The organism is Algoriphagus aurantiacus (assembly GCF_035156405.1).
GTDB lineage: Bacteria > Bacteroidota > Bacteroidia > Cytophagales > Cyclobacteriaceae > Algoriphagus > Algoriphagus aurantiacus.
This window is the reverse complement of record NZ_JAXRUT010000017.1, coordinates 105880-129244: the sequence shown is the minus strand read 5'-3', so window position 1 is coordinate 129244 and position 23365 is coordinate 105880. Positions and strand designations below refer to the sequence as shown.

At 39.9% G+C, this 23365-nt stretch carries 19 protein-coding genes and 1 pseudogene; 10 read left to right on the top strand and 10 right to left on the bottom strand.

The features are described 5' to 3' along the window. On the top strand, positions 1–232 hold a 232-nt coding region (locus tag SYJ56_RS16870), incomplete at its 5' end, for a hypothetical protein (protein ID WP_323836095.1). Between the two features lie 24 nt (positions 233–256). Continuing rightward, entirely contained in the window at positions 257–760 is a 504-nt protein-coding gene (locus tag SYJ56_RS16865) for a hypothetical protein (RefSeq protein ID WP_323836094.1), read from the top strand. Between the two features lie 175 nt (positions 761–935). On the opposite strand, the gene SYJ56_RS16860 is transcribed toward SYJ56_RS16865, so the two are convergent. Then, positions 936–1244 carry a hypothetical protein gene (locus SYJ56_RS16860; protein WP_323836093.1) on the bottom strand — a complete coding sequence of 103 codons (309 nt, stop codon included), beginning with the start codon at positions 1242–1244 and terminating at the stop codon, positions 936–938. A 326-nt stretch (positions 1245–1570) separates the two neighbouring features. On the opposite strand from SYJ56_RS16860, the gene SYJ56_RS16855 reads away from it, so the two are divergent. The 6 genes and pseudogenes from SYJ56_RS16855 (at position 1571) to SYJ56_RS16830 (ending at position 7751) form a co-directional block, all read left to right on the top strand. Then, positions 1571–3718 carry an alpha-amylase family protein gene (locus tag SYJ56_RS16855; protein WP_323836091.1) on the top strand — a complete coding sequence of 716 codons (2148 nt, stop codon included), beginning with the start codon at positions 1571–1573 and terminating at the stop codon, positions 3716–3718. 73 nt (positions 3719–3791) lie between these two features. Then, complete coding sequence (locus tag SYJ56_RS16850) at positions 3792–5117, top strand: Gfo/Idh/MocA family protein (protein WP_323836089.1); 1326 nt, start codon at positions 3792–3794, stop codon at positions 5115–5117. A gap of 93 nt (positions 5118–5210) precedes the next feature. Continuing rightward, positions 5211–5498 carry a KilA-N domain-containing protein gene (locus tag SYJ56_RS16845; RefSeq protein WP_323836087.1) on the top strand — a complete coding sequence of 96 codons (288 nt, stop codon included), beginning with the start codon at positions 5211–5213 and terminating at the stop codon, positions 5496–5498. Beyond that, positions 5495–5557: pseudogene (locus tag SYJ56_RS16840) on the top strand (hypothetical protein); the annotation flags it as partial. The gene SYJ56_RS16845 and the pseudogene SYJ56_RS16840, both read left to right, overlap by 4 nt. A gap of 3 nt (positions 5558–5560) precedes the next feature. Then, positions 5561–6031: a hypothetical protein gene (locus SYJ56_RS16835; protein WP_323836085.1), complete on the top strand. Its 471-nt coding sequence runs from the start codon at positions 5561–5563 to the stop codon at positions 6029–6031. Positions 6032–6326: 295 nt separating this feature from the next. Further along, positions 6327–7751 (top strand): DUF6600 domain-containing protein, encoded by a 1425-nt coding sequence (locus SYJ56_RS16830; protein ID WP_323836083.1) that lies wholly within the window; start codon positions 6327–6329, stop codon positions 7749–7751. A 345-nt stretch (positions 7752–8096) separates the two neighbouring features. On the opposite strand, the gene SYJ56_RS16825 is transcribed toward SYJ56_RS16830, so the two are convergent. From SYJ56_RS16825 to SYJ56_RS16815, 3 genes are all read right to left on the bottom strand, one after another. Continuing rightward, positions 8097–9389: a serine hydrolase domain-containing protein gene (locus tag SYJ56_RS16825; protein WP_323836082.1), complete on the bottom strand. Its 1293-nt coding sequence runs from the start codon at positions 9387–9389 to the stop codon at positions 8097–8099. Between the two features lie 128 nt (positions 9390–9517). Continuing rightward, positions 9518–11029 carry a S1C family serine protease gene (locus tag SYJ56_RS16820; RefSeq protein WP_323836080.1) on the bottom strand — a complete coding sequence of 504 codons (1512 nt, stop codon included), beginning with the start codon at positions 11027–11029 and terminating at the stop codon, positions 9518–9520. 324 nt (positions 11030–11353) lie between these two features. Next, positions 11354–11479 (bottom strand): hypothetical protein, encoded by a 126-nt coding sequence (locus tag SYJ56_RS16815; RefSeq protein WP_323836079.1) that lies wholly within the window; start codon positions 11477–11479, stop codon positions 11354–11356. Between the two features lie 24 nt (positions 11480–11503). Between SYJ56_RS16815 and SYJ56_RS16810 the strand changes: the two genes are divergently transcribed. Then, positions 11504–14068: a mechanosensitive ion channel domain-containing protein gene (locus SYJ56_RS16810; RefSeq protein ID WP_323836077.1), complete on the top strand. Its 2565-nt coding sequence runs from the start codon at positions 11504–11506 to the stop codon at positions 14066–14068. A gap of 41 nt (positions 14069–14109) precedes the next feature. Here the strand turns inward: SYJ56_RS16810 and SYJ56_RS16805 are convergent, their stop codons facing one another. Then, positions 14110–14301: a cold-shock protein gene (locus tag SYJ56_RS16805; protein ID WP_086501062.1), complete on the bottom strand. Its 192-nt coding sequence runs from the start codon at positions 14299–14301 to the stop codon at positions 14110–14112. 88 nt (positions 14302–14389) lie between these two features. Here SYJ56_RS16805 and SYJ56_RS16800 point away from each other — a divergent pair, with 88 nt between their 5' ends. Next, complete coding sequence (locus SYJ56_RS16800; protein ID WP_323836076.1) at positions 14390–14875, top strand: SixA phosphatase family protein; 486 nt, start codon at positions 14390–14392, stop codon at positions 14873–14875. Between the two features lie 2 nt (positions 14876–14877). On the opposite strand, the gene SYJ56_RS16795 is transcribed toward SYJ56_RS16800, so the two are convergent. The 5 genes from SYJ56_RS16795 to SYJ56_RS16775 all read right to left on the bottom strand — a co-directional run bounded on the left by SYJ56_RS16795 (position 14878) and on the right by SYJ56_RS16775 (position 23289). After that, a complete protein-coding gene (locus SYJ56_RS16795; RefSeq protein WP_323836074.1) occupies positions 14878–15612 on the bottom strand; it encodes an SDR family NAD(P)-dependent oxidoreductase in 735 nt (244 codons plus the stop codon). Positions 15613–15639: 27 nt separating this feature from the next. Continuing rightward, positions 15640–17037, bottom strand: coding sequence for an ATP-dependent protease ATPase subunit HslU (gene hslU / locus SYJ56_RS16790; protein WP_323836072.1), 1398 nt, complete (start codon positions 17035–17037; stop codon positions 15640–15642). A gap of 112 nt (positions 17038–17149) precedes the next feature. Beyond that, a complete protein-coding gene (lon, locus tag SYJ56_RS16785) occupies positions 17150–19627 on the bottom strand; it encodes an endopeptidase La (RefSeq protein ID WP_323836071.1) in 2478 nt (825 codons plus the stop codon). A 123-nt stretch (positions 19628–19750) separates the two neighbouring features. Next, entirely contained in the window at positions 19751–21790 is a 2040-nt protein-coding gene (locus tag SYJ56_RS16780) for a Kelch repeat-containing protein (RefSeq protein WP_323836069.1), read from the bottom strand. Between the two features lie 227 nt (positions 21791–22017). Beyond that, complete coding sequence (locus SYJ56_RS16775) at positions 22018–23289, bottom strand: outer membrane beta-barrel protein (RefSeq protein ID WP_323836067.1); 1272 nt, start codon at positions 23287–23289, stop codon at positions 22018–22020. Positions 23290–23365 lie beyond the last annotated feature (76 nt).

Genomic DNA, 23365 nt, shown 5'->3' with positions numbered 1-23365 from the left:
GGTGTCCTATAACCTGATGAGCCTATTCAGACATTTTGCACTCAACCATCATAACAGGGCAACCTTAAAAACGCTCAAATCCTATTGCTTTGCATTAGGGGCATGGAAGGTAAACCATGCCAATAAACAGGTCTTGAAAATCTCTTTACCAGTCAAAAAAAGACCCTGGATGGATGGCATCTTCTCCCAAATTCAGAATCTAAGCCCCCCTTTTAATTATTCTAATGCATAATTCGGGTTTAACTATCAAATTGATTTGACCTTAAAACTTGACAAGGTTGCTACATTGTTTGACCAAAACATAATTAATGAAATCGTTTTATGGAAAATTAACCGCTATGCCCACATTGACAATGACACATTAAATTTGATAAACGACATAAATATAAATTCACACGAATTGGACATTAACTTAACGCAAAAAATATTAAAATCATTGCTTAAGACAAAAGGAATACAACTCCCTATGGCTTCGACAATTTTAAGGTTTAAAAACAAAAATATTTATCAAATAATTGACCAACGTGTTTATCGAATTATTTACAAGGAGAAAAAGCTAAAATTAAAAACGCATTCCAACGACAAAAACGTGAACGACCAAATTGAACTTTATTTTCAATATTTAAAAGACCTGAAAGACATTTGTGATAAACACAAAATACCTTTTGACAAGTCCGACCGTATTCTATTTATGGCAGACAAACGAATAAACAAAGACTTAAAACTTGATAATTACTCAACTAAAACAAATTATTTTTAACCCCACTAAGCGTAGACTATGCGTTGAGCTAGGTGTAATTTGTAATTACACCTTCCTATCCTGATCAATTTGAAATTGACATAAATACGAGGTTGAAGCAATTAACCTTACCAAGCCCAGAGATTGAATTTAGCAACTCGACGTTTGTATGGGTTCCAATTTCACACAAAACACCCTAACTTTTCTCAACATTAAGGGGTTCGGAGAGGAAGTCTTCATTCTCTTCATAATCAAACTTTCCGTAGTTAGAAAATGCCTCATTCAAATCATTTCCAAACCCAATCTCTTTAGCATACAGAATATTGCTTGATTTCAATTTTCCGCCCTCAAATAGGTCTATTTCGATTTCAGTCCTAGGACTCATCCCTTCAAACTTCTGATTAACCAGAGCCTTTATGACGGCTTTCTTCCCCATTCGTTTATCCTTAGTAAGTAAAACCACATACTCTTTTCCAATTTCCAAGTCCGATATTTTATTGATCATTTAATTTATAATTTATTGTATTATTCAATTTAAGATTACTAAATCAATCTCCCATAGTTTTATACTTAATTTGAATCCAATCTTAATTTACGCTATCCTATAAATTCCAAATTTCAGTAATCCCCCATTGAGCGTAGAATAAGCGTTGAGGTCATTAGGTGTAATTTGTAATTACAACTTCATATCCTAATCAATTTCAAATTAATCTTGATACTTGGATGAAGTTGCAAACTCAGCCAGCCTAAGGATAAAAAGAGCCCACCGAAACGGTAGATTTAATCCAAGCATGGTATATTGTTTTATCAACCCTATAACCAACCTACTGAATGAAACGGATTTCTTTTTTATTGATGTGCCCGGTCTGCAAAGGCTTGATTTACGGATTGATTTTTCTACTCATTCCATTCAGCTCCCAAGCCCAATCCTCTTCCTGGCCGGATAGTATTCCTTGGTGGAAAGCAAATAATCTACGGGTGATTCAGACCAATCTGCCTGCTTACGAGGCAGAAACCTTAGTGGTGGATTCCCTGATAGCTGATCTTAAAAGCCTCTCTGCAAATACGCTTATTATCAATGCAGGGGGAATTATGGCTTTCTACCCTACCCAACTGGAATATCAGTACACCAATCCCTACATGAAGGATAACATGCTGGGTGATGTCATCGCCAAATGTCATGAAAATGGAATTAAGGTAATCGTAAGATTCGACTTCAGCAGAGCGCATAAAAGTATTTTTGATAAGCAACCCGATTGGTTTTACATCTCTCCGGAAGGGAAACGGATCGTGAATGACGATATGTATGTGATCTCTATCAATGCACCTTATGAACAAGAGCAGCTATTCAACATCGTCGAAGAAGTAATTGACCGCTATCCTATCGATGGTATTTTTATCAATATGCCGGGATACGCCACCAAAAATGCCTATACCGGGGAATATCATGGGATTGATCAGAATCCATACGATATGAAACGCTTTTCGGAATACAGCGACGGGATGAAGCTTCCTACAAAGGAAGACTCCAGCGATCCGGTTTTTATAAAATATCAAGAGTTCAAGCAATACACCTCTGACGACCTGATACGCCGTGTCCATGAGCTAGTCAAATCCAAAAACGAGCAAATCGCCATCTGTACCTACTCCGAAAAATATGTGGATATCATCCGACATGAGTCTCAGACTAATTCCCTGCCTTACTGGCCATACAATGCTTCGGACAATGTGAATAGTACCATCCATTCTTATCCAGATCACATTGTCAGCAATGCCAGTATTCAGCAGATTTCCTTTCAGTCCAGATACAATGCCGTAGAGCCAGAGGAGGTTGCTATTCGACTGTACGAAAATATCGCCAATGGCTCAGGATTGGATATGAGCATTATGGGAGATTTCCGTGATTATGAGGATGAGCGCAATTTTGAAATATACCGGAAGGTTTATGCACTGCATAAAAAGTATGAGCCCTATTTTGGAAACTACACTTCCCCAGCTCAGGTAGGAGTAATCGCTCCCGGGTCATGGCCATCTGGTGATGCCGCCCATGAGTATCGTGGCATCCAGCTGATGCTCAAAGAATCCCATATCCAATTTTATATAGTAGAGAAAAGCCAGATTGCGCATCTGGAAGATCAGCTCAAATCATACAAGCTGCTGATCCTGCCCGAAATCACAAATTTAGATACAGAATCCTTGGAAGCACTTATTCGGATCAATGAATCCGGCACCAATCTGATTGCTACCAATCGGTCTTTGTCAGCACATCCTGAAGCGCTTGAGCGTCTATTTGGAGCCAAAATCAAGCAACTTGATCATGAGGGCAGTGGCTATTACCTCAATCCCTCGGATAAAAAGCTCTTCACCAGATTTGAGAAGCAAGAACTGCTTTTCTGGAAATTCAATTTGGGACTATATGACTTTGAATCCGCGGATGAAGAAAAACTGCCTATCTACACTCCGGGAAGACCCGGTCCACCCGAGAAAATCGGCGGTCACGAACCCTCAGGATACCATGCAGTTGGCATAAAAAAACACGCCAAAAGCAGCGCCATTCTTCTGCCAATCAATCTGGGTAAACTGTATTATCTACATGGCTATGAGCAGCATAAAAATATTCTCTTGGACCTGATTGACTATTCCTACCCTGAGGTGAATGACATGATCGTCACAAACGCACATCCGCGTGTAGAAGCCGTATTACAAGAGTATGCCCGGAATATTCCAGAAAATTATACTAGCGAAACCATGGAAGGGATGCTGCTCCATTTGGTTAATCTCACAGGATTCAGTGGTAATACGTACTTCAGCCCATTACCCATCTACCAAACAAACTTTAAAATTAAAACCAGCTTTGAACCACGACGGATATGGAGCATGATTGATGGTAATGATATCACCTTTAATTATGAAGATGGGTACACTTCATTCGAGGTAGAAAAACTGGTAGACTATGAAGGTATTGTGATTGAACGTTAATGATAGAGACTAATATCTGAAATTGGTGTATTTTGAATTCCAGTTTCTTTTCCCACTCCTAAACCCAAACCCTATGAATGACCGTCGCACCTTTATCAAATCCACCGGAATCGTCGCTGGTGGACTTTGGCTATCCCCATCTCTTCTCCAGGCCAAGCAAGGCGTCGCTGCCAGTGACCGGGTCCGCGTAGCACTTATAGGTTGCAATAGTATGGGATTTGGGATTCTTCGCCATCACATCGCACTGCCGGAAGTGGACTGTGTAGCTCTATGTGATATTGACCAAAATGTACTCGATAGAAGAATCGCAGAAGTGGAGACAGCCACAGGAAAAAAACCGGAACGCTACACCGACTTTAGACTCTTACTGGAACGAACCGATGTGGACGCGGTAATTATCGGCACACCCGATCACTGGCATTGCCTGATCGCTGTGGCCGCCTGCCAAGCCGGAAAGGATGTCTATGTAGAAAAGCCCATGGCAAACACCATTGGTGAGTGTGATCTGATGGTCAATGCAAAAAATCAGTACAATCGAATCATGCAAGTGGGTCAGCAGCAACGGTCAGGACAAGGTTTTATCGAAGCCCGGGATTTGGTAAAAAGCGGTTACCTCGGCAAAATCAGAAAGGTGAATATCTGGTCAAACTTCAATTACGGACTTGGCAACTTGATCCAACCTACGACTCCGGTACCCGAGGGCGTGGATTATGATTTCTGGTTGGGACCTGCACCTTCCAGAAGCTTTAACCCAAATCGCTTTCACGGAAGTTGGCGACATTTCTGGGATTATGGAGGGGGTTTGATGTCCGACTGGGGTGTCCACCTGTTGGATATGGCGATCTGGGTGGAAGAAAACCCGGCAGTCCCTTCCAGAGTTCTTACCTACGCAGCCAATGTCAACAAAGAGAATCGGGATCGAGACACCTTCGATACGATGAATGTACTCTATCCTAAAAAGGACTTTCTTATTAATTACGACATGAATGGTGGGCTGCAAACCGGACCGTATGGCAAACCCTATGGAATTGGGTATGTTGGCGAAAAAGGCACACTAGTAGTCAATCGTGGTGGCTACGATATCTATCCAGAATGGGATCCAGAAGCAAAAGCCCCAAAAATAGAGGCCAAAAAACTAGAAGGAATGACTGAAAGTCACAATCTACATGTGGCCAATTTTGTGGAGTGCATTAAAACCCGAAATGAACCCATTTGTCCTCCAGAGGCTGGGCGGATCGCTGCCTTGCACGCTCATATTCCGAATATCGCCGCAAGAATTGGAGCTGAGGAATTGATTTGGGATGAAGCGAAAAGAGAATTTACCGGAAATGCAGCTGCCAATGAATTGATCTGGCCAAACTATAGAGCGCCTTGGACTTTACCGAAAATAACTTCTTAACTATCCCGCATTACCTGATTCTAATAGACTATTATACTCATTGGGCTATCACTAAATTGCTCTTATGAACTTGGTACTTACAAAAAGAATATGGTGAAGAATAAGAAAATACAGGTTGAAGGCAAAGAGATAACCATACTTTTTGACCACGAAAAGGAGTTTATTTCCCTGACCGATATGCTTAAAGCCAAAGACGGCGACTTTTTCATTTCTGATTGGTTACGTAATAGGAATACCGTGGAATATCTAGGAATATGGGAGTCGGTTTACAATTCCGATTTTAATTATGGCGAATTCGCCACAATTAAAAGTCAGGCTGGTCTGAACAGTTACAAACTAAGTGTCAAAGAATGGGTTGAGAAAACCAATGCAATTGGCTGAAAGCCACAGCAGGTAGATATGGCGGGACTTATACCCATCCCGACATTGCATTTGAGTTTGGAATGTGGATAAGTCCGCAATTCAAGATTTATCTAATTAAAGAATTTCAACGCTTAAAAATTGAAGAAAACGACAGTCTGAAATTAGAATGGAATTTGCAGCGCACGTTAGCCAAGGTTAATTATGTGATTCATACTGATGCCATTAAAGCCAACCTCATTCCCAAAGAATTGACTAAAACGCAAACAGGCTTGGTGTATGCCAATGAAGCCGATATGCTAAACGTGGCACTGTTTGGAAAAACGGCCAAACAATGGCGAGAAGAAAATCGAGAAGCAAAAGGCAATATAAGAGACTTAGCCACCATTGAGCAATTGGTGGTTCTGAGTAATATGGAAAGTGTCAATGCCATATTTATAGGTCAGGGATTATCCCGACACTTTTCAACTTTTGGTAAGAGATTATATTTTTTCACAAAAAATTCTTTCCTCCTATTCCTCCATTTTTCTGGAAAAAGCCAAGAACCATCCTAAAAATAATTTCTTTGGTTAAAAGCAGTTATTTGATTTTTTTATTTAAGTGTAAATATTTTAAACCTTTATCAAGAATATATTAAGATTTATTGAAACCATTGGTCTAATTTTTTACGTAAACCACCCTTAACTATCACCCATTTTACAGAAGTATTGAAAACTGGCGTGATTTTGGTTTTAGTATGCATGCATCCTTTTTATAAGAATTTGCATCTACTTAACTAGGAAGCCGTTGAAAAAGACAACAACCCAAAAAAAGAACATAACCAATTATTTAATCCTAAACCTACTAAACATGAAAACTCCCCAAGTACCAAAATGGATGAGAAACTTGATGATGGGAATCGTCGCTTTAATCTGGATTAGTCCAACCGAAGCTCAAGCTGAGAATGCTAACGGAGTTTCTTTTCAGATATTCTATGATGAATTGATGCCTTATGGTGATTGGGTGAAAGACGCCCGATACGGCTATGTTTGGTTGCCGGCAGTTCAAAATGATTTCCATCCCTACGGTACTAACGGACACTGGGTGATGACTTCCTATGGCAATACCTGGGTTTCTGATTACGATTGGGGTTGGGCGACATTCCATTATGGAAGATGGTATTTTGACAACAATTACCAAAGCTGGGCATGGATTCCTGATTACCAATGGGGTCCGGCATGGGTAGATTGGAGAACAGGTGGCGGATATTATGGATGGGCACCAATGGGACCTGGATTCACTGTAAATATGAGAATTGCCATTCCTGCCTTCCACTGGATATTTGTACCGCGAAACAGATTCGTGTACCACAATGTATATAGCTACTGTGTGCCAAGAGCCAGACGTGTGAATATCTACAACAATACCACCATAATAAACAACACTGTAGTATACAATAACAATCGCTACTATGCTGGACCTACACGAAGAGATGTAGAGAGAGTAACCAATAGATCATACCCTGAGCGTAGAATAGAGAATAGTACAACTCCTGGAAGAACAGTGGCCTCAAGGAACGCAGTAAGGGCTTACAGACCTGATTTACAAAGTGCAAGAGGAACTACTACAGCAGCGAGACCTTCTAGGATTCTTTCTTCAGGACAAAGCAGAACACAGCCTGCTACTGCTCCATCAAGAGTAAATAGTAGATCTGAATCTGTGTCAGGAAGATCAGGTACTACTTCTGCAGCACCGTCGAGATCTTCAGAAAGAGCATCTACCCCAAGTAGATCTGATAATTCTGGCGTTAGATCAACTACTCCAACTAGGAGGGACAGTGAATTTGAGACTAGACCATATTCTGGCACTCAAACCAGAACTGCCACGCCGAATCGTCAAAGTGAGGGAACTCCAACGAGAACTCAAAGCTCAGCTCCTGTCCAAAGATCTAATGAATCTAGAACGCAATCTGCTCCTACTCAAAGATCAAATGAATCAAGAACGCAGCCTGCTCCTACTCAAAGGTCAACTCAGCCTCGTACTCAACCTGCTCCAGCGCAGAGATCGACTCAACCTAAAGCGCAGCCTGCACCTTCAAGGTCACAGTCTTCGAGTCCAGCGAGGACTGCACCTGCTCGTACTACTCAGACTAGACAGGCGCAACCTGCTCCTAGCCGATCTACTCCGCAGGTGAAAAGCATTCCTTCCAGGTCAAGTACTCCGGCACAAAGTTCCCGGACATCTTCTGGCAGTTCTTCCTCAAGAAGCAGCTCAAAAACCAGGGGCAATAATTAACTTTAAATAAACCTATACTAAAGCATAGTCATTTGGCTATGCTTTTTTTGGTTCGACAAGCTCACCAGCCGTAGTTCGACAGACTACATTTGCTGCTTTCAATTAGAAATTTGACGTACTAAATGATGGTGTAAGTTTTTTAACCGCGAAGTGCACAAAGGAAGCGCAAAGAACACTGCTCCAATTGTCTCATAGGGGCAAACTCTAGATAGCTGTTGATTTAAAATGTTTGCTGTGCCCTTTAGGTATAGTCCCATCAATATTGAAAAAGGGCATACTACAATAGCACACCCATTTTTTACTAGCCATCTTAACGTCACCGTTCGTGGCTCACGAACGGAAATCTCATTCTATCGCAGAAAAAACCATCTGCCTGAATTTCCAACCTGATTCATCACCTGTCCCTCCTTGGGTCTGCTTCATTAGTATACCGATAGTATTGGTCACAGGATCTGCAAAGTATTGAGTATTGAAATACCCTCCCCAATCAAAAGTCCCTAGGCTCCCGATTCCTCCTTGAGCTACTCCATTTTCATCTACCAAACCAAAAGCAAGTCCATAATCTTTGCCTCCATTGCCAAGCAAATCTTCTACTTGATTACTCATAATGGCCTTTATAGTCGTAGGACTTAGGAATCTTGTGCCTCTGTATGCTCCTCCGTTCAGATACATCTGAAGGAATTTAGCATAATCCTCAGCAGTCGATGAGAGGCCTGCTCCACCCGAGAAGAAAGACTTAGCACCAGTTTTCGGGTAATCAGGATCATAAAAAGTTACAGGAAAAGCTTCCCACTTATTATCAACTTTATGATGAATTGTTACAAGCTTTTTTCCCTGAGCTTCATCCAAATAGAATCCGGTATTATTCATTCCTATAGGATCAAAAATCCGTGTTTTTAGAAATTGATCGAATGGCATACCTGACACGACCTCGATAAAGTATCCGAGAACATCAAGACCTTCACTATAAGTAAATTTTTCCCCAGGCTCATGATGGAGCGGTAACTTTGCTAGCTTCTTAATATTATTACTGATTTTAACAGGCTCCGTTGTGAATGCATCCACGATTCCAGCCTTAGCATAGATCATCTTCATGCGCTCATCTGCATCGATTACACCATACCCTATTCCTGAAGTGTGGGTAATTAGATGTCTAATTGTGATCTCACGTGGTGAAGGCTTGGTGGAATACGAAGAATCTCCGTAGCGAAACCCTGTCAAAATCTGTGGATTGGCAAACTCTGGAATATACTTCGAAATAGGATCGTCTAATCTGAATTTCCCCTCTTCCCACAGCATCATCACAGCAGTAGAGGTAATGGCTTTGGATTGGGAAGCAATTCTGAATATCTGATCTTTAGCCATTTTTGTATTCGACGAAACATCTGCCAGACCTTTGGCTTCGTGATAGACGATCATACCGTCTTTCACGATTAAGGCTACCAATCCCGGAACTTGATTAGAACTTACAGTTTGATCCAGCATTTGATCTATCCTTTCAAGACGATCCGCAGAAACTCCATTTAGAGGTTGCTTACCCTGTGGAGTAAGAAGAGTTGATGGGCTTTGAGCAAAAATATTCGCACTCAAAACAATCATGTAAAAAAAGCAGCTAAATAAGCCGATGTACTTTTTCATAGGTTGTGGGTTTAATTGAAAAGTAAAATAGGAAATATAGACCAAAAATCTATCCCGCTTCACACTATGGTAAAAAAAACAGGCCGATGAATAATCACCGGCCTGCCTATATTTGACTTCAAAGTCAATTAGTCAACTTCAAAATAATATTCTGTCCCATCCTGGAACATACCAAGAACTACTATAGAGTCACCATCAGTAGCTTCTAATACTTCTAAGAGATTCTCCACATTAGCTATTTTCATTCTACCGCTTTCAGTGATGATAGAAGTAATAATAAATCCAGGCTTAGCTCCAGACCTTTTCCACTTATCGCCATCGACAGACGCTATCAATGCTCCACCCGATAATTCAAGTGATCCTTTAATTTGACCTGGAACTTCTTCAAAGCTTACACCTTGAAACTTGTAGGTTTTAGGAATAATTTTTTCTACTATACCAGTAGTGCCTGAGAAATTCTTTAGGGTAGCCTTAGTTTTAAAAGTTTCTCCATCACGGATGTATTCTACTTCTACTTTATCACCTGGTCGTTTTCTAGCTACCATTTCCTGTAGGTTTGCCACGTTATTCGTCACTCTACCATCCAAACTGATTATAATATCTCCTTCTTTAAGCCCAGCATCTTCTCCTCCACTATTTTCATTTACGCCTCCAATATATACTCCTTGTTCAACAGGAAATTCTTTCTCCAAATAATCTGCAAGTTCAGGACTAACATTTTGAATATTTACACCGAGTAACGCTCGCTGTGCAGTACCGTATTGCATTAGGTCGTCCATTACTTTTTTCACAAGAGTACTTGGCACCGCAAAAGAATATCCGCTAAAAGTACCTGTTCTGCTTGCAATGGCAGTGTTTATACCGATCAATTCTCCAGCCAGATTGACTAGCGCTCCTCCTGAATTACCTGGGTTCACCACTGCATCTGTTTGCAAGAATGCTTCAACAGAGAGGTTGTTTTCTACGTTTTGAAGGATTCTGATATTTCTAGCTTTCGCAGAAATAATTCCGGCTGTCACTGTAGAGTTCAAATCAAACGGATTACCGACTGCAAGAACCCACTCACCTACTCTAGTCTTATCAGAATCACCAAATCTCACGAAAGGCAATCCTTCTGCATCGATCTTAAGCAGAGCTAAATCAGTAGTTGGATCTGTGCCTACAACCTCAGCTATGTACCGTTTGTTATTATCCAGAGAAATCTCTAACATATCGGCATTTTCAACTACGTGGTTATTAGTCACGATATACCCGTCAGACGAAATAATCACTCCTGACCCCGAGCTCATCATCGTCGGCCCTTGCTGCTCCCTTTCACGATCCCCATCTTCTCTTGGAGGTATTCCAAAAAACTCTTGCATTGGATCTCTCTGACTTCTACCTCTGCTTGTAGGATAAGAGATCTTGCTTTTAACGTGAACGACTGCCGGCACAACTGCCTCAGCCGATGCCACAAAATTGATCCCATCGGGAACTGTGAAGTCTTCACCAGATAGTAAGTTTACGAAACTAGCCTGCTGCTTCTCATCAAAACTAGTGGCGTTTTGTGGCTGTAAGAGAAAACTAACGCCTGCTATAGCGACAATGCCCCCTATTAAAGAGGCAAGAAGCATTCCCAGAAAGAATTGTCTTTTGCTCATATTTCCTTAGGTTTATTTTTCAATTAGTAAACAGATTAATGATCAAATAGATCCAAAGATCAGACCTGAAAAACCTCCTCTACAACAACTTAACAAGAATTAACCGCATTTTAGATGCAAAAGAGTAATAACTTATTCTAAAACCAATTTCCTCTCCAGAGTGTTTCATTAATCATCATTTTTCTGTTTTTTTTAGAAGAGATAAATTCCCAAGAGGACGAAGTCCTAAATTCTTGATGACAAGAAATCTTCATCAACTTGATTAAATCAACGATTCAAATTAGCTTGATAAGCCGTTCGCATAGAAAGGCCTCTTTCATGTGTTTATAATTGGTTTTTATTGGTCACATAGCCTGTCCCGTCCCGATAGTTATCGGGATCGATTCGGGAGAATCTCACATATATTTTAATCATCAAAGTGTGTGACTTTTTAGTCATGCTCGATTTCATCTGTTTAATTTCAAATCTGGTTTTATGAAGCGGTTTTTTATATCATTCTTTTTAATTTTTTCCTTTGTATTCATTTCATCAGGCCAAGAACAGGAAATTAGTGCAACTGGCACCAATGAAAGCTCCAATACGGGAATTGAGGCAATAGATACTCTTTTTAGCTATTCTGACACCTCCAATATCTCTACCAGAGTCACCAAATCCCCGGGTGCTATTCTGACTCAGGTCATCAATAAGGCCCAGCAGTATGCTTTTGAGCTCAGCGAATTAAAGCTGGAATTATCTGAATACATGGACACGCTAGACATGTACGATGAACTCCCAAAAATTCATCTCATAGCTGAGTGGATTAAGAGTAAAACTGAAGCTGACTCACAACATCTTAATCATCGCTACTTAATTGGCATGCAAAACATGGTCTCTACAGTAGGGGAATTAAACAGATCCTACCAAGAGACAATTCAGGAAAGAGTGGAAAAACTTAATGATGTAGGCATAAGAATTCATGCCATCAAGTCAGATTCTCTTTTTGCAATGACCCTTCGCGATACTATGTTGGTGCCAGCTATAAATAGTGAACTCAAACTGCTTCAAAAATCTTTACAAACCGTAGATAGTGTATATCTAGCGCAAGAGATTATTGTAGCACAGTTTCAGGCTAAAATCTCTGAAAACGCAGTGCTTTTTCTAGAACTGAAACAGTTTCTGATCCAAAATAAAAAAAGGCTTGATCGGCAATATTGGACCAAAGAAATCAATTATCCCTGGGAGTCCATCACCTACTCTAAAGACAGTGATCTACTTTCTGCAATCAAAGAATCCTCTGTGCTCAATACTCAGCTGATGATCACATATGCAGAGCGGACAGGTTACATTTTTTTGCTGTGTGGTATGGTACTTCTTATTTTCTACCTCAAAACCCGGTCTACCATAAAAGAAATCAGCAATGAAAAAGACTTTGCATCTCTTATCCTAGACCGCATTAAATATTTTAAAAAGCACACTTTTTCTTCCACACTGCTTATTCTGATACCTGCATTTTTAATAATTTTCACTAGACCTCCTTTAGTTTTCATTTCACTCCTGTCATTATTGATGGTGGGAGCCTCTAGTTTCCTTGTCAAAGAACAGTTTGGGAAGTTCTTTAGTAAAATCTGGTTCATATTTCTTATCCCTTATTTACTATTGGCTCTCAGCGGTCTAAACTGGAAAGTAGTATATCAAGAGCGCTGGTATATTCTCATTTCTTCGCTGTTATTCATGTACATGGGGATAATACTTTTGAGATATGCCAACACAAAAAAACTGCAAGATCATATGATTCTGAGATATCTTACGATATTCCTTATCCTTATAGAAGCATTTGCATTTTGTGCCAACGTAATGGGTAGATTCAACCTATCCAAAACCTACGCCGTCACTGGGGCAATCCTCTTTTACCGAGGCATAGGACTTTTCCTTTTTGTCAATGTATTCCTAGAAGCCATCTATTTATTTATAGAACATAGTAAAAAGGAAACTGACGGATTTACCTCCTATTTTGATTTTCAAGACCTTCAAAAACGAATGAAGGGTTTCTTATACGTATTTGCCGCTACTATCTGGGTGTATGGAGTAATTTGGCATCTAGGCTATTTTGATGCTGTTTATGATTGGATTGCAGATTTTCTTTTAAAAGACAGGACTTTGGGAGCCACTGTTTTTCAATTTGGAAGTATCTTCCTTTTCATTGTAATTATTTATGTAGCCACTTTTCTGGCAAACAATATTGCATACTTTGCCTCGGTCCAAGATCAAAGAACTGCAACCTCGAGAAAGCAGAGGCTTGGGAGTTCTATTCTTTTAATTAGGCTGGCAGTGTTGACTATTGGGTTCTTTATAGGAATGACTGCTGCTAAGATCCCCTTTGACAAAATCGCAATTGTACTAGGTGCACTGTCTGTAGGTATAGGATTCGGTCTGCAGACCATCATCAATAACCTAGTCTCAGGTGTCATCCTGGCATTCGAACGACCAATTCAGATTGGTGATGAAATCCAAGTAGGTCTTAATGCCGGAACAGTGAAGGATGTGGGAATACGAGCCAGTAAGATTCAAGCATATGACGGATCAGAAATTGTAATTCCAAATGGAGACTTATTATCGCAAAGCTTGATTAACTGGACTCTATCGGATAAAAAAAGAAGGGTAGAATTGATTATTGGTGTAGGCTATGGATCAGATATGAAACTGGTAAAGTCTGTTTTGGAAGAAGTACTAAAAGGAGAGCGAATTCTCAAAGCTCCTTCCCCTCATGTTTACATGCAGACTTTCAATGATAGTTCTGTAGATTTTCGTGTTCTTTTCTGGGTCGAAAGCATGGATATCTGGATAGATGTACGTGCTGAGGTCATGAGTGCTATTTTTGAAAAATTCGCCGAAAACAATATTGAAATCCCTTTCCCAAAAAGAGATCTCTATTTGAAATCTGTTCCCTCAAGCTGGCAAGAAAATGTATCAAAGCCTGGAGAAGATATTAGTCCTGCAAAGCAGGATGCAGAATCAGAGGATAATTCAACGGATGAAAACAAAAAATCCTCTGAAGATTAAAACTTCAGAGGATTGGTTCTCGCTAACAAAAAAGATCTCTCTTAAGCTCTTTTTACATTGACAGCATTTGGCCCTTTATTGCCTTCTTTGATGTCATAAGTCACTTTGTCATTCTGTGCGATTTGATCCACCAAACCGGTTGCGTGTACGAATACTTCGCTTTGAGACTCATCGTCGACGATAAATCCAAACCCTTTGGCTTCATTGTAAAATTTTACTGTTCCGGTAGACATAATAATTTGTGATAAATTGGAATTGAAAGAGTATTAAAAGTAAATATTCAATTAAAAAAAACAAAATAATAGTTCTTATTTTCAGGAAATGAAGAAAATAATTTTGGTGAGGCACGGAAAATCAGCTTGGAACAATCCCAATCTGACTGATCACGATAGACCTTTGGCTGATCGTGGCTTAAATGATGTACCCGAAATGGGTTTTAGATTAAAGGAAAAAGGTATTATTCCCGACCTCATTATAAGCTCAACTGCTACTCGTGCATCGCAAACAGCCGAAATACTCGCTGAGGTGCTTCATGTTCCCAATTCTAAAATTGCATACACAAAAAATTTATATCATGCTTCCTCCGCAATGATTTTGAAATGTATCCAGAAACAAGATGATTCAAATCAACTGATCTTTCTCGTCGGCCACAATCCAGGAATGAATGACTTTATCGACTTTTTTGGTGGAAACATAGAGAACCTGCCTACTTCAGGGCAATATGGATTCTTGGTTGATTCAGATCATTGGGTACAGGTACGTCCTGAAAACGTCAGGACTTGGTTTGTAGACTACCCAAAGAAATAAATCTAAGGCAAATCAAAGTTCCGTACATCCTGAACTACTTCTAGGAATTTATATTCATTATCCAACATGTAACTAATCTTAGCTGCCACTGACTCCGGTGTGGAAAGATCACCATTATCTTTGTAGTTTTTGAATCGCTCAACTTGAGGAAAATCCAATCCATCAGCCTGTCTGATCTCATCCTGCATGTGAGTATCTATTATTCCAGGAGCTACACTAAAAAACCTAAATTGAGCATCTGTATTTTCCTTTGCGGCAACCTGGGTGAACATTGCTATTGCTGCCTTGGTGCTGCAATATTCTCCCCAGCCCTCTACCGGCTTGGATGCAGCTCCCGAGCTTATATTACAAATTATCTTTCTCGCTTTCGAATCCTTATACGCTGACACAAAAGCGTTCGTCATATACATAGGAGACAATAAATTGATATTGACTTGTGTTCTCATCTCCTTCACCTGAAGACTACCCACAGGTTTGATCTCACCAATCCATCCAGCATTATTGATAAGTAGAATTTGCTTATAATCACCAGTAGGAAACAAGTTTATAAGCTCATTTTCCAGTACATCCAAATCACCAAAATCAATACTTACCTCGGTTAATTTGGGGTTGCCCAATTCAAGTTTTGTTCTGGAAATTGCTATAATTTCAAACTCTTCCTTTTCCAAGTAAGTGTCCAAAATAGCTCTTCCAAGACCTTTGCTATGGCCTGTAAGTACGAGAAGTGATTTTTGCATGACAAGTTTATTTATACATCTTTGAATTTAAAGAATATACTGAGACAAGTCTCTATTTTGAACAAGGGAACTTAATCTCTCCTGCACCATTTCTTTGGTCACCATTATCTTGGAATTTGCAGTGATCGTATCAGGTACTTCAAACAAGAAATCATTTAGCAAATGACTCATTACAGTATGAAGCCTTCTTGCTCCAATATTTTCCACTTCTTGATTGATCAGAAATGCCAATCTAGCAATCTCCTCGATGGATTCATCATTAAACTCCAGATAAACTTCCTCTGATTCAAATAGTGCTTGATACTGTTTGGTAAGTGCATTCTTTGGCTCACGCAAAATTCTTGAAAAATCTTCCTGCGTCAAACTTTGAAGTTCTACCCGGATCGGGAATCGACCTTGCAGTTCAGGGATTAAATCAGATGGTTTGGCCACGTGAAAGGCACCTGCTGCTATAAATAGCACGTGATCGGTGTTAATGACTCCATATTTTGTGTTCACCGCAGATCCTTCTACAATCGGAAGCAAATCACGCTGTACACCTTCACGACTTACATCTGGTCCTCCCCCATTTTTTCCTGATTTGGAAGCTATCTTATCTATCTCATCAATGAAAATGATCCCGTTATTTTCGGCTAGCTTGATCGCTTCTTCCTTCACTTCTTCAAAGTCAACCAACTTGGACATTTCCTCTTCAAGCAAAATCTTCCTTGCCTCAGAAATACTCACTTTACGTTTTTTGACTTTTTTAGGCATCATGTTGGAAATCATGTCCTGAAGACCTGCCATACTGGCGTCATCCATCATTCCGTTTCCAATCATACCTACGCCCATTGGCGAGCCCGCCTTCACGCTGATCTCAATTTTGCGATCATCCAATTCTCCATCACGAAGCTTCTCTCTGAATCGCTCACGTGTTCTTTCATTCAATTCGGCATCATTACTTGGCTCAGAATTCTCATTGGAATCAACAGGAATAGCACGCGTAAAACCAGCGCTTTTCACCGGAGGAATTAATACATCCAAGATTATCTCCTCTACCGATTCGGCAGCTTTTACCTTTACAGCTTCATTTTTTTGCTCTCTTACCAAAGCAACTGACTGCTCCACTAAATCTCTTACCATACTCTCCACATCGCGTCCTACATAGCCCACTTCCGTGAACTTAGAAGCTTCCACTTTGGTAAATGGTGCATTGGCTACTTTTGCCAGTCTTCTGGCGATCTCAGTCTTACCTACACCGGTAGACCCGATCATCAAAATGTTATTAGGAACAATATCCTTTTGAATATCTGTCTTCACCATCAGGCGACGAATTCTGTTTCTCAACGCAATAGCGACGTTTCGCTTGGCATCATTTTGCCCAATTATATATTTATCCAACTCAGCGACAATCTGTCTCGGAGTAAGTGAAAGTATTTTTTCCATGATGTTAGGTTAAAATGCGCTCAGATCGTAGTGGTTAATGTTTCGATCTGAGCTAGTGTTGATATAATATTTAAAGGAAAATACCTCCTGATAAGGAGCATTGGTATTCCTTCTAGTTGTCTTTTCCGTTTTCCGACTGCAAGTTGAAATGAAGCGGGTAGTCCACCTTGGTTTTAAGCAAAGCAATAGCCAATACTTCCTCCACTCTGTTCACAAAGTGAAACTCAACTCCTTTTACGTATTGCTCATCGATTTCCTCGATATCACGTTTGTTCTTACTACAAAGGATAATTTCCTTGATTCCAGCTCTTTTGGCAGCAAGGATTTTCTCTTTGATTCCACCCACAGGCATCACTTTCCCAATTAAGCTGATCTCACCTGTCATGGCTACTTTTGCCTTCACTTTTCTCTGAGTAAATACGGAAGCCATTGCCGTAAGCATGGTAATACCCGCAGAAGGCCCATCTTTTGGAACAGCACCGGCAGGTACGTGAATATGAAGATCGTATTGATCAAATACTCTATGGTCTATTCCCAATGTTTCAGCTTTAGATTTAAGGTATGATAACGCCGTCATTGCTGATTCTTTCATCACATCTCCAAGCTGTCCCGAAAGCGTAAGCTTTCCTTTTCCTCTACTAAGGCTAGTTTCTATGAATAAAATCTCACCTCCCACACTTGTCCAAGCCAGGCCAGTGACTACCCCGGCGGTGCTGTTGTCAGTGTAAGATTCCTTGTCGAAAATCTCAGAACCCAAGATTTTTCTTACTGTCGCTGATGTGATCTTGGGATTATATTCCTCTTCCATTGCAATAGATTTGGCGATGTTTCTCACCACTTTACCTATTACTCTTTCCAAGCTTCTTACACCGGATTCTCTGGTATAATCTTCAATTAATTTAACCAATGCAGCCTTATCAAAGGTAATCTGCTTTGCTTTTAATCCATGCTCCTTTCTCTGCTTAGGAACTAAATGTCGCTTGGCTATTTCTACTTTCTCCTCTTGAGTGTAACCTGTCACCTCAATAATTTCCATTCTATCCCGCAATGCAGGCTGAATTGTATCAAGTGAGTTAGCTGTTGCAATGAAAAGCACTTTGCTTAAGTCATATTCTACTTCTAGGTAGTTATCCAAGAAGGCATTGTTCTGCTCTGGGTCAAGCACTTCCAAAAATGCTGAAGAAGGATCACCTCGGAAGTCAGAAGAAAGTTTATCAATCTCATCCAGAACATAGACTGGATTTGAGATTTTCACCTTTTTCATGTTTTGGATGATCTTGCCTGGCATTGCACCTACGTAGGTCTTTCTGTGACCTCTTATCTCCGCTTCGTCATGCATGCCTCCAAGAGACATTCTAATATATTTTCTACCAAGCGCCGCTGCAATGGATTTCCCAAGGGAAGTTTTACCAACACCTGGAGGGCCATAAAGACAAAGAATCGGACCTTTCAGATCATTTTTCAACTTCAAAACAGCAAGGTATTCTATGATTCTTTCTTTGACTTTTTCTAGCCCAAAGTGATCACCATCCAATACTTTCTTGGCATGATTCAGATCAAAATTATCCTGAGTATACTCATTCCACGGCAGTTCCACCATGGTTTCAGCATAATTCAGCGCAATTGGATATTCAGCTGCTGAAGGATTGATTCTAAGGATTTTATCCAGTTCTTTCTCAAAATGTTTTTTCACTTCTGCTGGCCAATTTTTCTTAGCGCCCCGCAGGCGTAATTCTTCTACTTCCTTTTCTGGTCCTTCATCACCAAGTTCAGTCTGTAGCACTTTCATCTGCTGGCGTAGAAAATAATCACGCTGCTGTTGATCAATATCAGTATGAACTTTCTTTTGGATTTCAGATTTCAGTTCCAGCATCTGGATATCCTTCATCATAAACTCAAGCAAAAGCGTCGCGCGCTCAACACCATCATTGATCTCGAGCAATCGTTGCTTGGCTTCCACCGGAGCATTGATATTAGAAGAAAGAAAATGAGTAAGAAAAGGTGTGTTATCAATGTTATCCAAAGCAACCTGCGCTTCGCGAGGAATCTCAGGGTTCAAGTGAAGAATCCGTGTAGCAGATTCCTTTAAAGACTCTTCAAGGGCTTGAATCTTTTTGGAGCTTTTCGGAAAATTCTCCTCCAGATACTCCGCTTTAGCGATGAAATATGGATCATCAGTGATTTGCTCACTGACCTGAAAACGCTTTTTACCCTGAATAATGATGGTGGTATTCCCGTCAGGAAGCACTATCATTTTGATGATTTTAGCGAGTGTACCTACTTGGTAGATATCTTCCCATCCTGGATCATCTATGTTAGGGTTAATCTGAGCACAAACTCCTATCAATTTATTTCCCTTTTGCGCTTTCTTCACCAGACGTATAGAGCGTTGCCTTCCCACTGTTATTGGGATGACCACACCTGGAAAAAGGACTGTATTTCTCACTGAAAGGATCGGAATCTCTTCTTCAAGAATTTCCTTTCCTGGTGCATCATCCTCTTCGTCAGTAATCAACTGGATCAGATCTCCCTCACCGGCAAATTCACCGACCATTAAGTTTTGAAACACAGAATTTTCGAATTGGCTCATATAGACATATTGACAGCCGGGCTGTCTGTTTTTTGCTAAAATAAAAGAAGAACCCTCAAAATACGAAGGTTCTTCCTAAAAGGTCAAGGTGCATGCCAAAGGCTGAAGTGGTCAGATTGGCAGTTATTGATCAAAGTATTCTGGATCAAATTCATAAAGTGACCTATCTGAGTAAGCATAAATCTTATTATCTGACTGGAATGAGTAATTCCAACTGAAGTAAGAGACATTGATTCCATGCTGCCAAATCTTGGTTGATTTAGTTGCCATATTGAAGGCAGAGACCTCCTCAGGGTAAAAACTGTATACCCAGTCCCCTATCACAAATATTTGATTGGCAACAGTTATCCCTCCATAATGACCTAACTCTGTAAAAGATTCCCAGTCTTCAGTAGTTTGATTAAAACGCCTGATTTCTGGATAAATAGATCCGGTATTATCCATAATAGTATAAATCTGCCCATCATATCTGAACGTTCTAAACAACTTTGTATACTGATCATTGACAAATTCCCGTGACAATTTTTCCCAGTTATTCATGGCAAAAGAGTATTTATATACTCCAGGATCCCACACATAGCCGCCTGATGTGTACTTGTAACCACCTTCAAAATATAAGTGAGTAGAACTAGAATAAACCAGCTTTGGTTTATTTGCCGCGGAAGGGTTATTAGCAAGTTGTTTCAATTGATTTGTTTTTGGGTCAAATTCCCAAAAAGAATTCTGAGAGGCAGAGTTGCTGATCGCCCCAAGGTATATTTTGCCATTAATGGAATAAAAGGAAAACCCGCCGGCAAGATTATAAACACCTTCAGGTGCTGTGGCTACGATTTCTATTTCGCGTGAAGCGGGATTAATCCTATATACGCTTCTTTCTAAAAAGAAATACCCAACACCTTCTACTGAAACGCCAGTCTCTTGGATATTTCTGTAGTCAACAAACCTCTCTGGCATGTCCATAAAACGCAAATTCGGGTCGGTAAATTGAAACTCAGCATAATTCGCCGACTTTTGTCCGAAATTGTCTGCATAGACCTTTATGGTCCTTTTAGTGATAGCCCTTCCAAAACTAACAACTACCACATCATTAGACGCATGCTCCGTATATACACCTACCCCCGGTATATCAGTTACAAATTCATTAGCCCCATACTCTTCAATAAAATGTTCGCCTTTAATCTCAAAATAATCATAGGAAGAACCACGGAACTGTTGATTGGGTAACAGCTCAGATCCTTTTATCCGAAATACATCCATGAGAGGATATTCTTTGCCTCGAACTTCTACAGACAAGCTTCCATTAGCAAGAATATAGTTATTCATTCTTGCTAAGAAGGTTATTTCCTTTTCTCCGTAATTAGTGACTGGCAAAGGCCAGCCTCCACCACTTTCAGTTTTCATCCTAACATGAACTTGATCAGAAGTAAGAAAATCCCCTTTTATCACCACTTCCTGTTGATAGTACACGTCCTGTAAAGGACTGGAAGAGAATTGAGGCTCTACGAAGTTGACATTTTCATTGATCTGCAGGTTTTTCCCAGCTATAGTAATATTGATATTTAACCTGATAAATTGATCATCTACTCTATCAATTGCAATCCAGTTCGGGATCACGATCTTAAAACTCTCCTTAGAAAAGCCTGTAACGAAGGCTGGAGATTCATTTACCCTCACTTCATAATTTTGATGATTAGCACTAAGATTTTTTCCGTACACAACTATGGTATCTCCATAATAAACCGGCTGACTCAGCTCTAATCTTTCAAATATAAAACCATCGCTGCCCTGGCTCAAAAACTCTGTAGGCTCGGAGTACACTATTCCAATGGTAGTTCTCAGAAAGGCAGCAACATAGTATGTTTTTCCTTCAATCAATCCATAAGTAGCTGACAGTGTAAAGTACTCTTCAGGTGTACCGGAATTGCTTACATAATCAGCAAATCCAAATTTAGGATTCTTTGATTCCGAATAAACAAAGCCATATTCTGTAATATCATCACTTCCAAAATCCTGCATTTTGGCTCTAAATTCTGCACCGCCCTCAGAAATATCCTGAACCAAAGTCACGGAAAACCTAGGATTAGTTCTTGGTACTACTTCATTCTCTTCACAGGACGTTAGGAAAGTGACCAAAATGGCAGCTATTATCAACCTTAATTTCATGTGTTTATAATTGTTTTCTAATGGTCACATAGCCTGTCCCGAACTCGATTCGGGAGAATCTCGAACGAGGAATAATCATCCCTCTGCGTGTCGCTTGCGTCATGCTCGATTTCATATGATTATAAATTGTCTTTTAAAGGGCATCCCGATAGTTATCGGGAGGAATCTCGCGGGTCTTATAATCATACCTCTATGTGTCTCTTGCGTCATGCTTGATTTCATGGCATTCAAAATTCAATTCCCATATTTAATGAAACATACAATGCATTGTAACCCACATTTGTCGAATTGGGCAAGTATGTCAAATAAGTGTTGCTCGTATAGTCTGCTTGGATCTCAGTATAAAATGTTCTCTTTTTCGCAAATGACCAATTGCTCCCTATTTTTAATCCCTGAACAAAAAGAGTCTTTTCTACATCCAAAATAGGCATATGACTGAGGAACGTTTCTCTATTATGTATGAAAGTAAAATCAACTGTTCCTTCCTCTGTTTTGAGGGAATTAAACATCAACCCAGCTTTCAGTCCCAGATAAACATCCATCTCATTCTTTTTCAAAATACTGTAATTGAAACTGAGAGGTATGGACACTACATTCTGTTTAAATTGCTGTGAAGCTGTAACCAATATGGCAGAATTGGTTTCGCTTATCTCCCAAATTCCCGATACGGAATTATAACCGATTCTTACATCAATACTAATTTTAGGAGATTTCCGAAAATCATGAAATCTAATCCCTGCCTGAGCTTGAAAAAAGTAGGGTTTATCAATTCTACTCGCTCTTCCTTGTTCGTTATTATATGAGCGAGTTAGTAAGGTGCCAATTCCAACACCGACTGTTGGAGAAATTTTCACAAAAGGAATTTTCTCTACATGCAACTTATACGGCAAATCTTCGCATTCGTGATACTGGGTGAGAATCCGAATAAAATCCTGCTCATCTATCCTTGATCTTTCTATTAGATCAGTCAACTCCATACCACAAGTACCGGCAGTATTGATCTTCAGTGTAGAAATATACAGTTTAATATGGCGTCTTCTAGAAGATCCGGGACCTTGAGTATCTTGATAGAATGATCGCAATTGCTGGATCTCAATACCATTATCCAAATAATAGTTACCTTTTTTATAATCCAATTGTAATCTGCCAGAAAGTAAAACCTGTACAAATTCCAGCTCAGACGACTCAGAAAGTTTTTTGCTCATAAAAAACCTACCATTAACCAGTCCAAAGGCTTTGAGATCTGCAGGTAAATAGGTATTTATTCCACCGTTAAATTCAAAATCCACTTTTTCATATTCGGTGTAATCATAGTTTCTGATTATTTCGCCAAATAGCTTAGTTCCATCTGATAAAATAATGAAGTCTGACACAAGACCTGAGGCCGGATTTATATTAGACCAGACAGCTTCCTCTATATACCCCCCTTGTGCTTGGGCATAAAAAAAAGGCATGCACATCAATAAGAAGACTGCCGCCCATCGTAAAATTTTAACCATATATGTCTAATTATCGCGCTAGATAAATAGATTAAAATTAAACAACAATAAATTAGTTAAAAATAGTTTTAGTAGA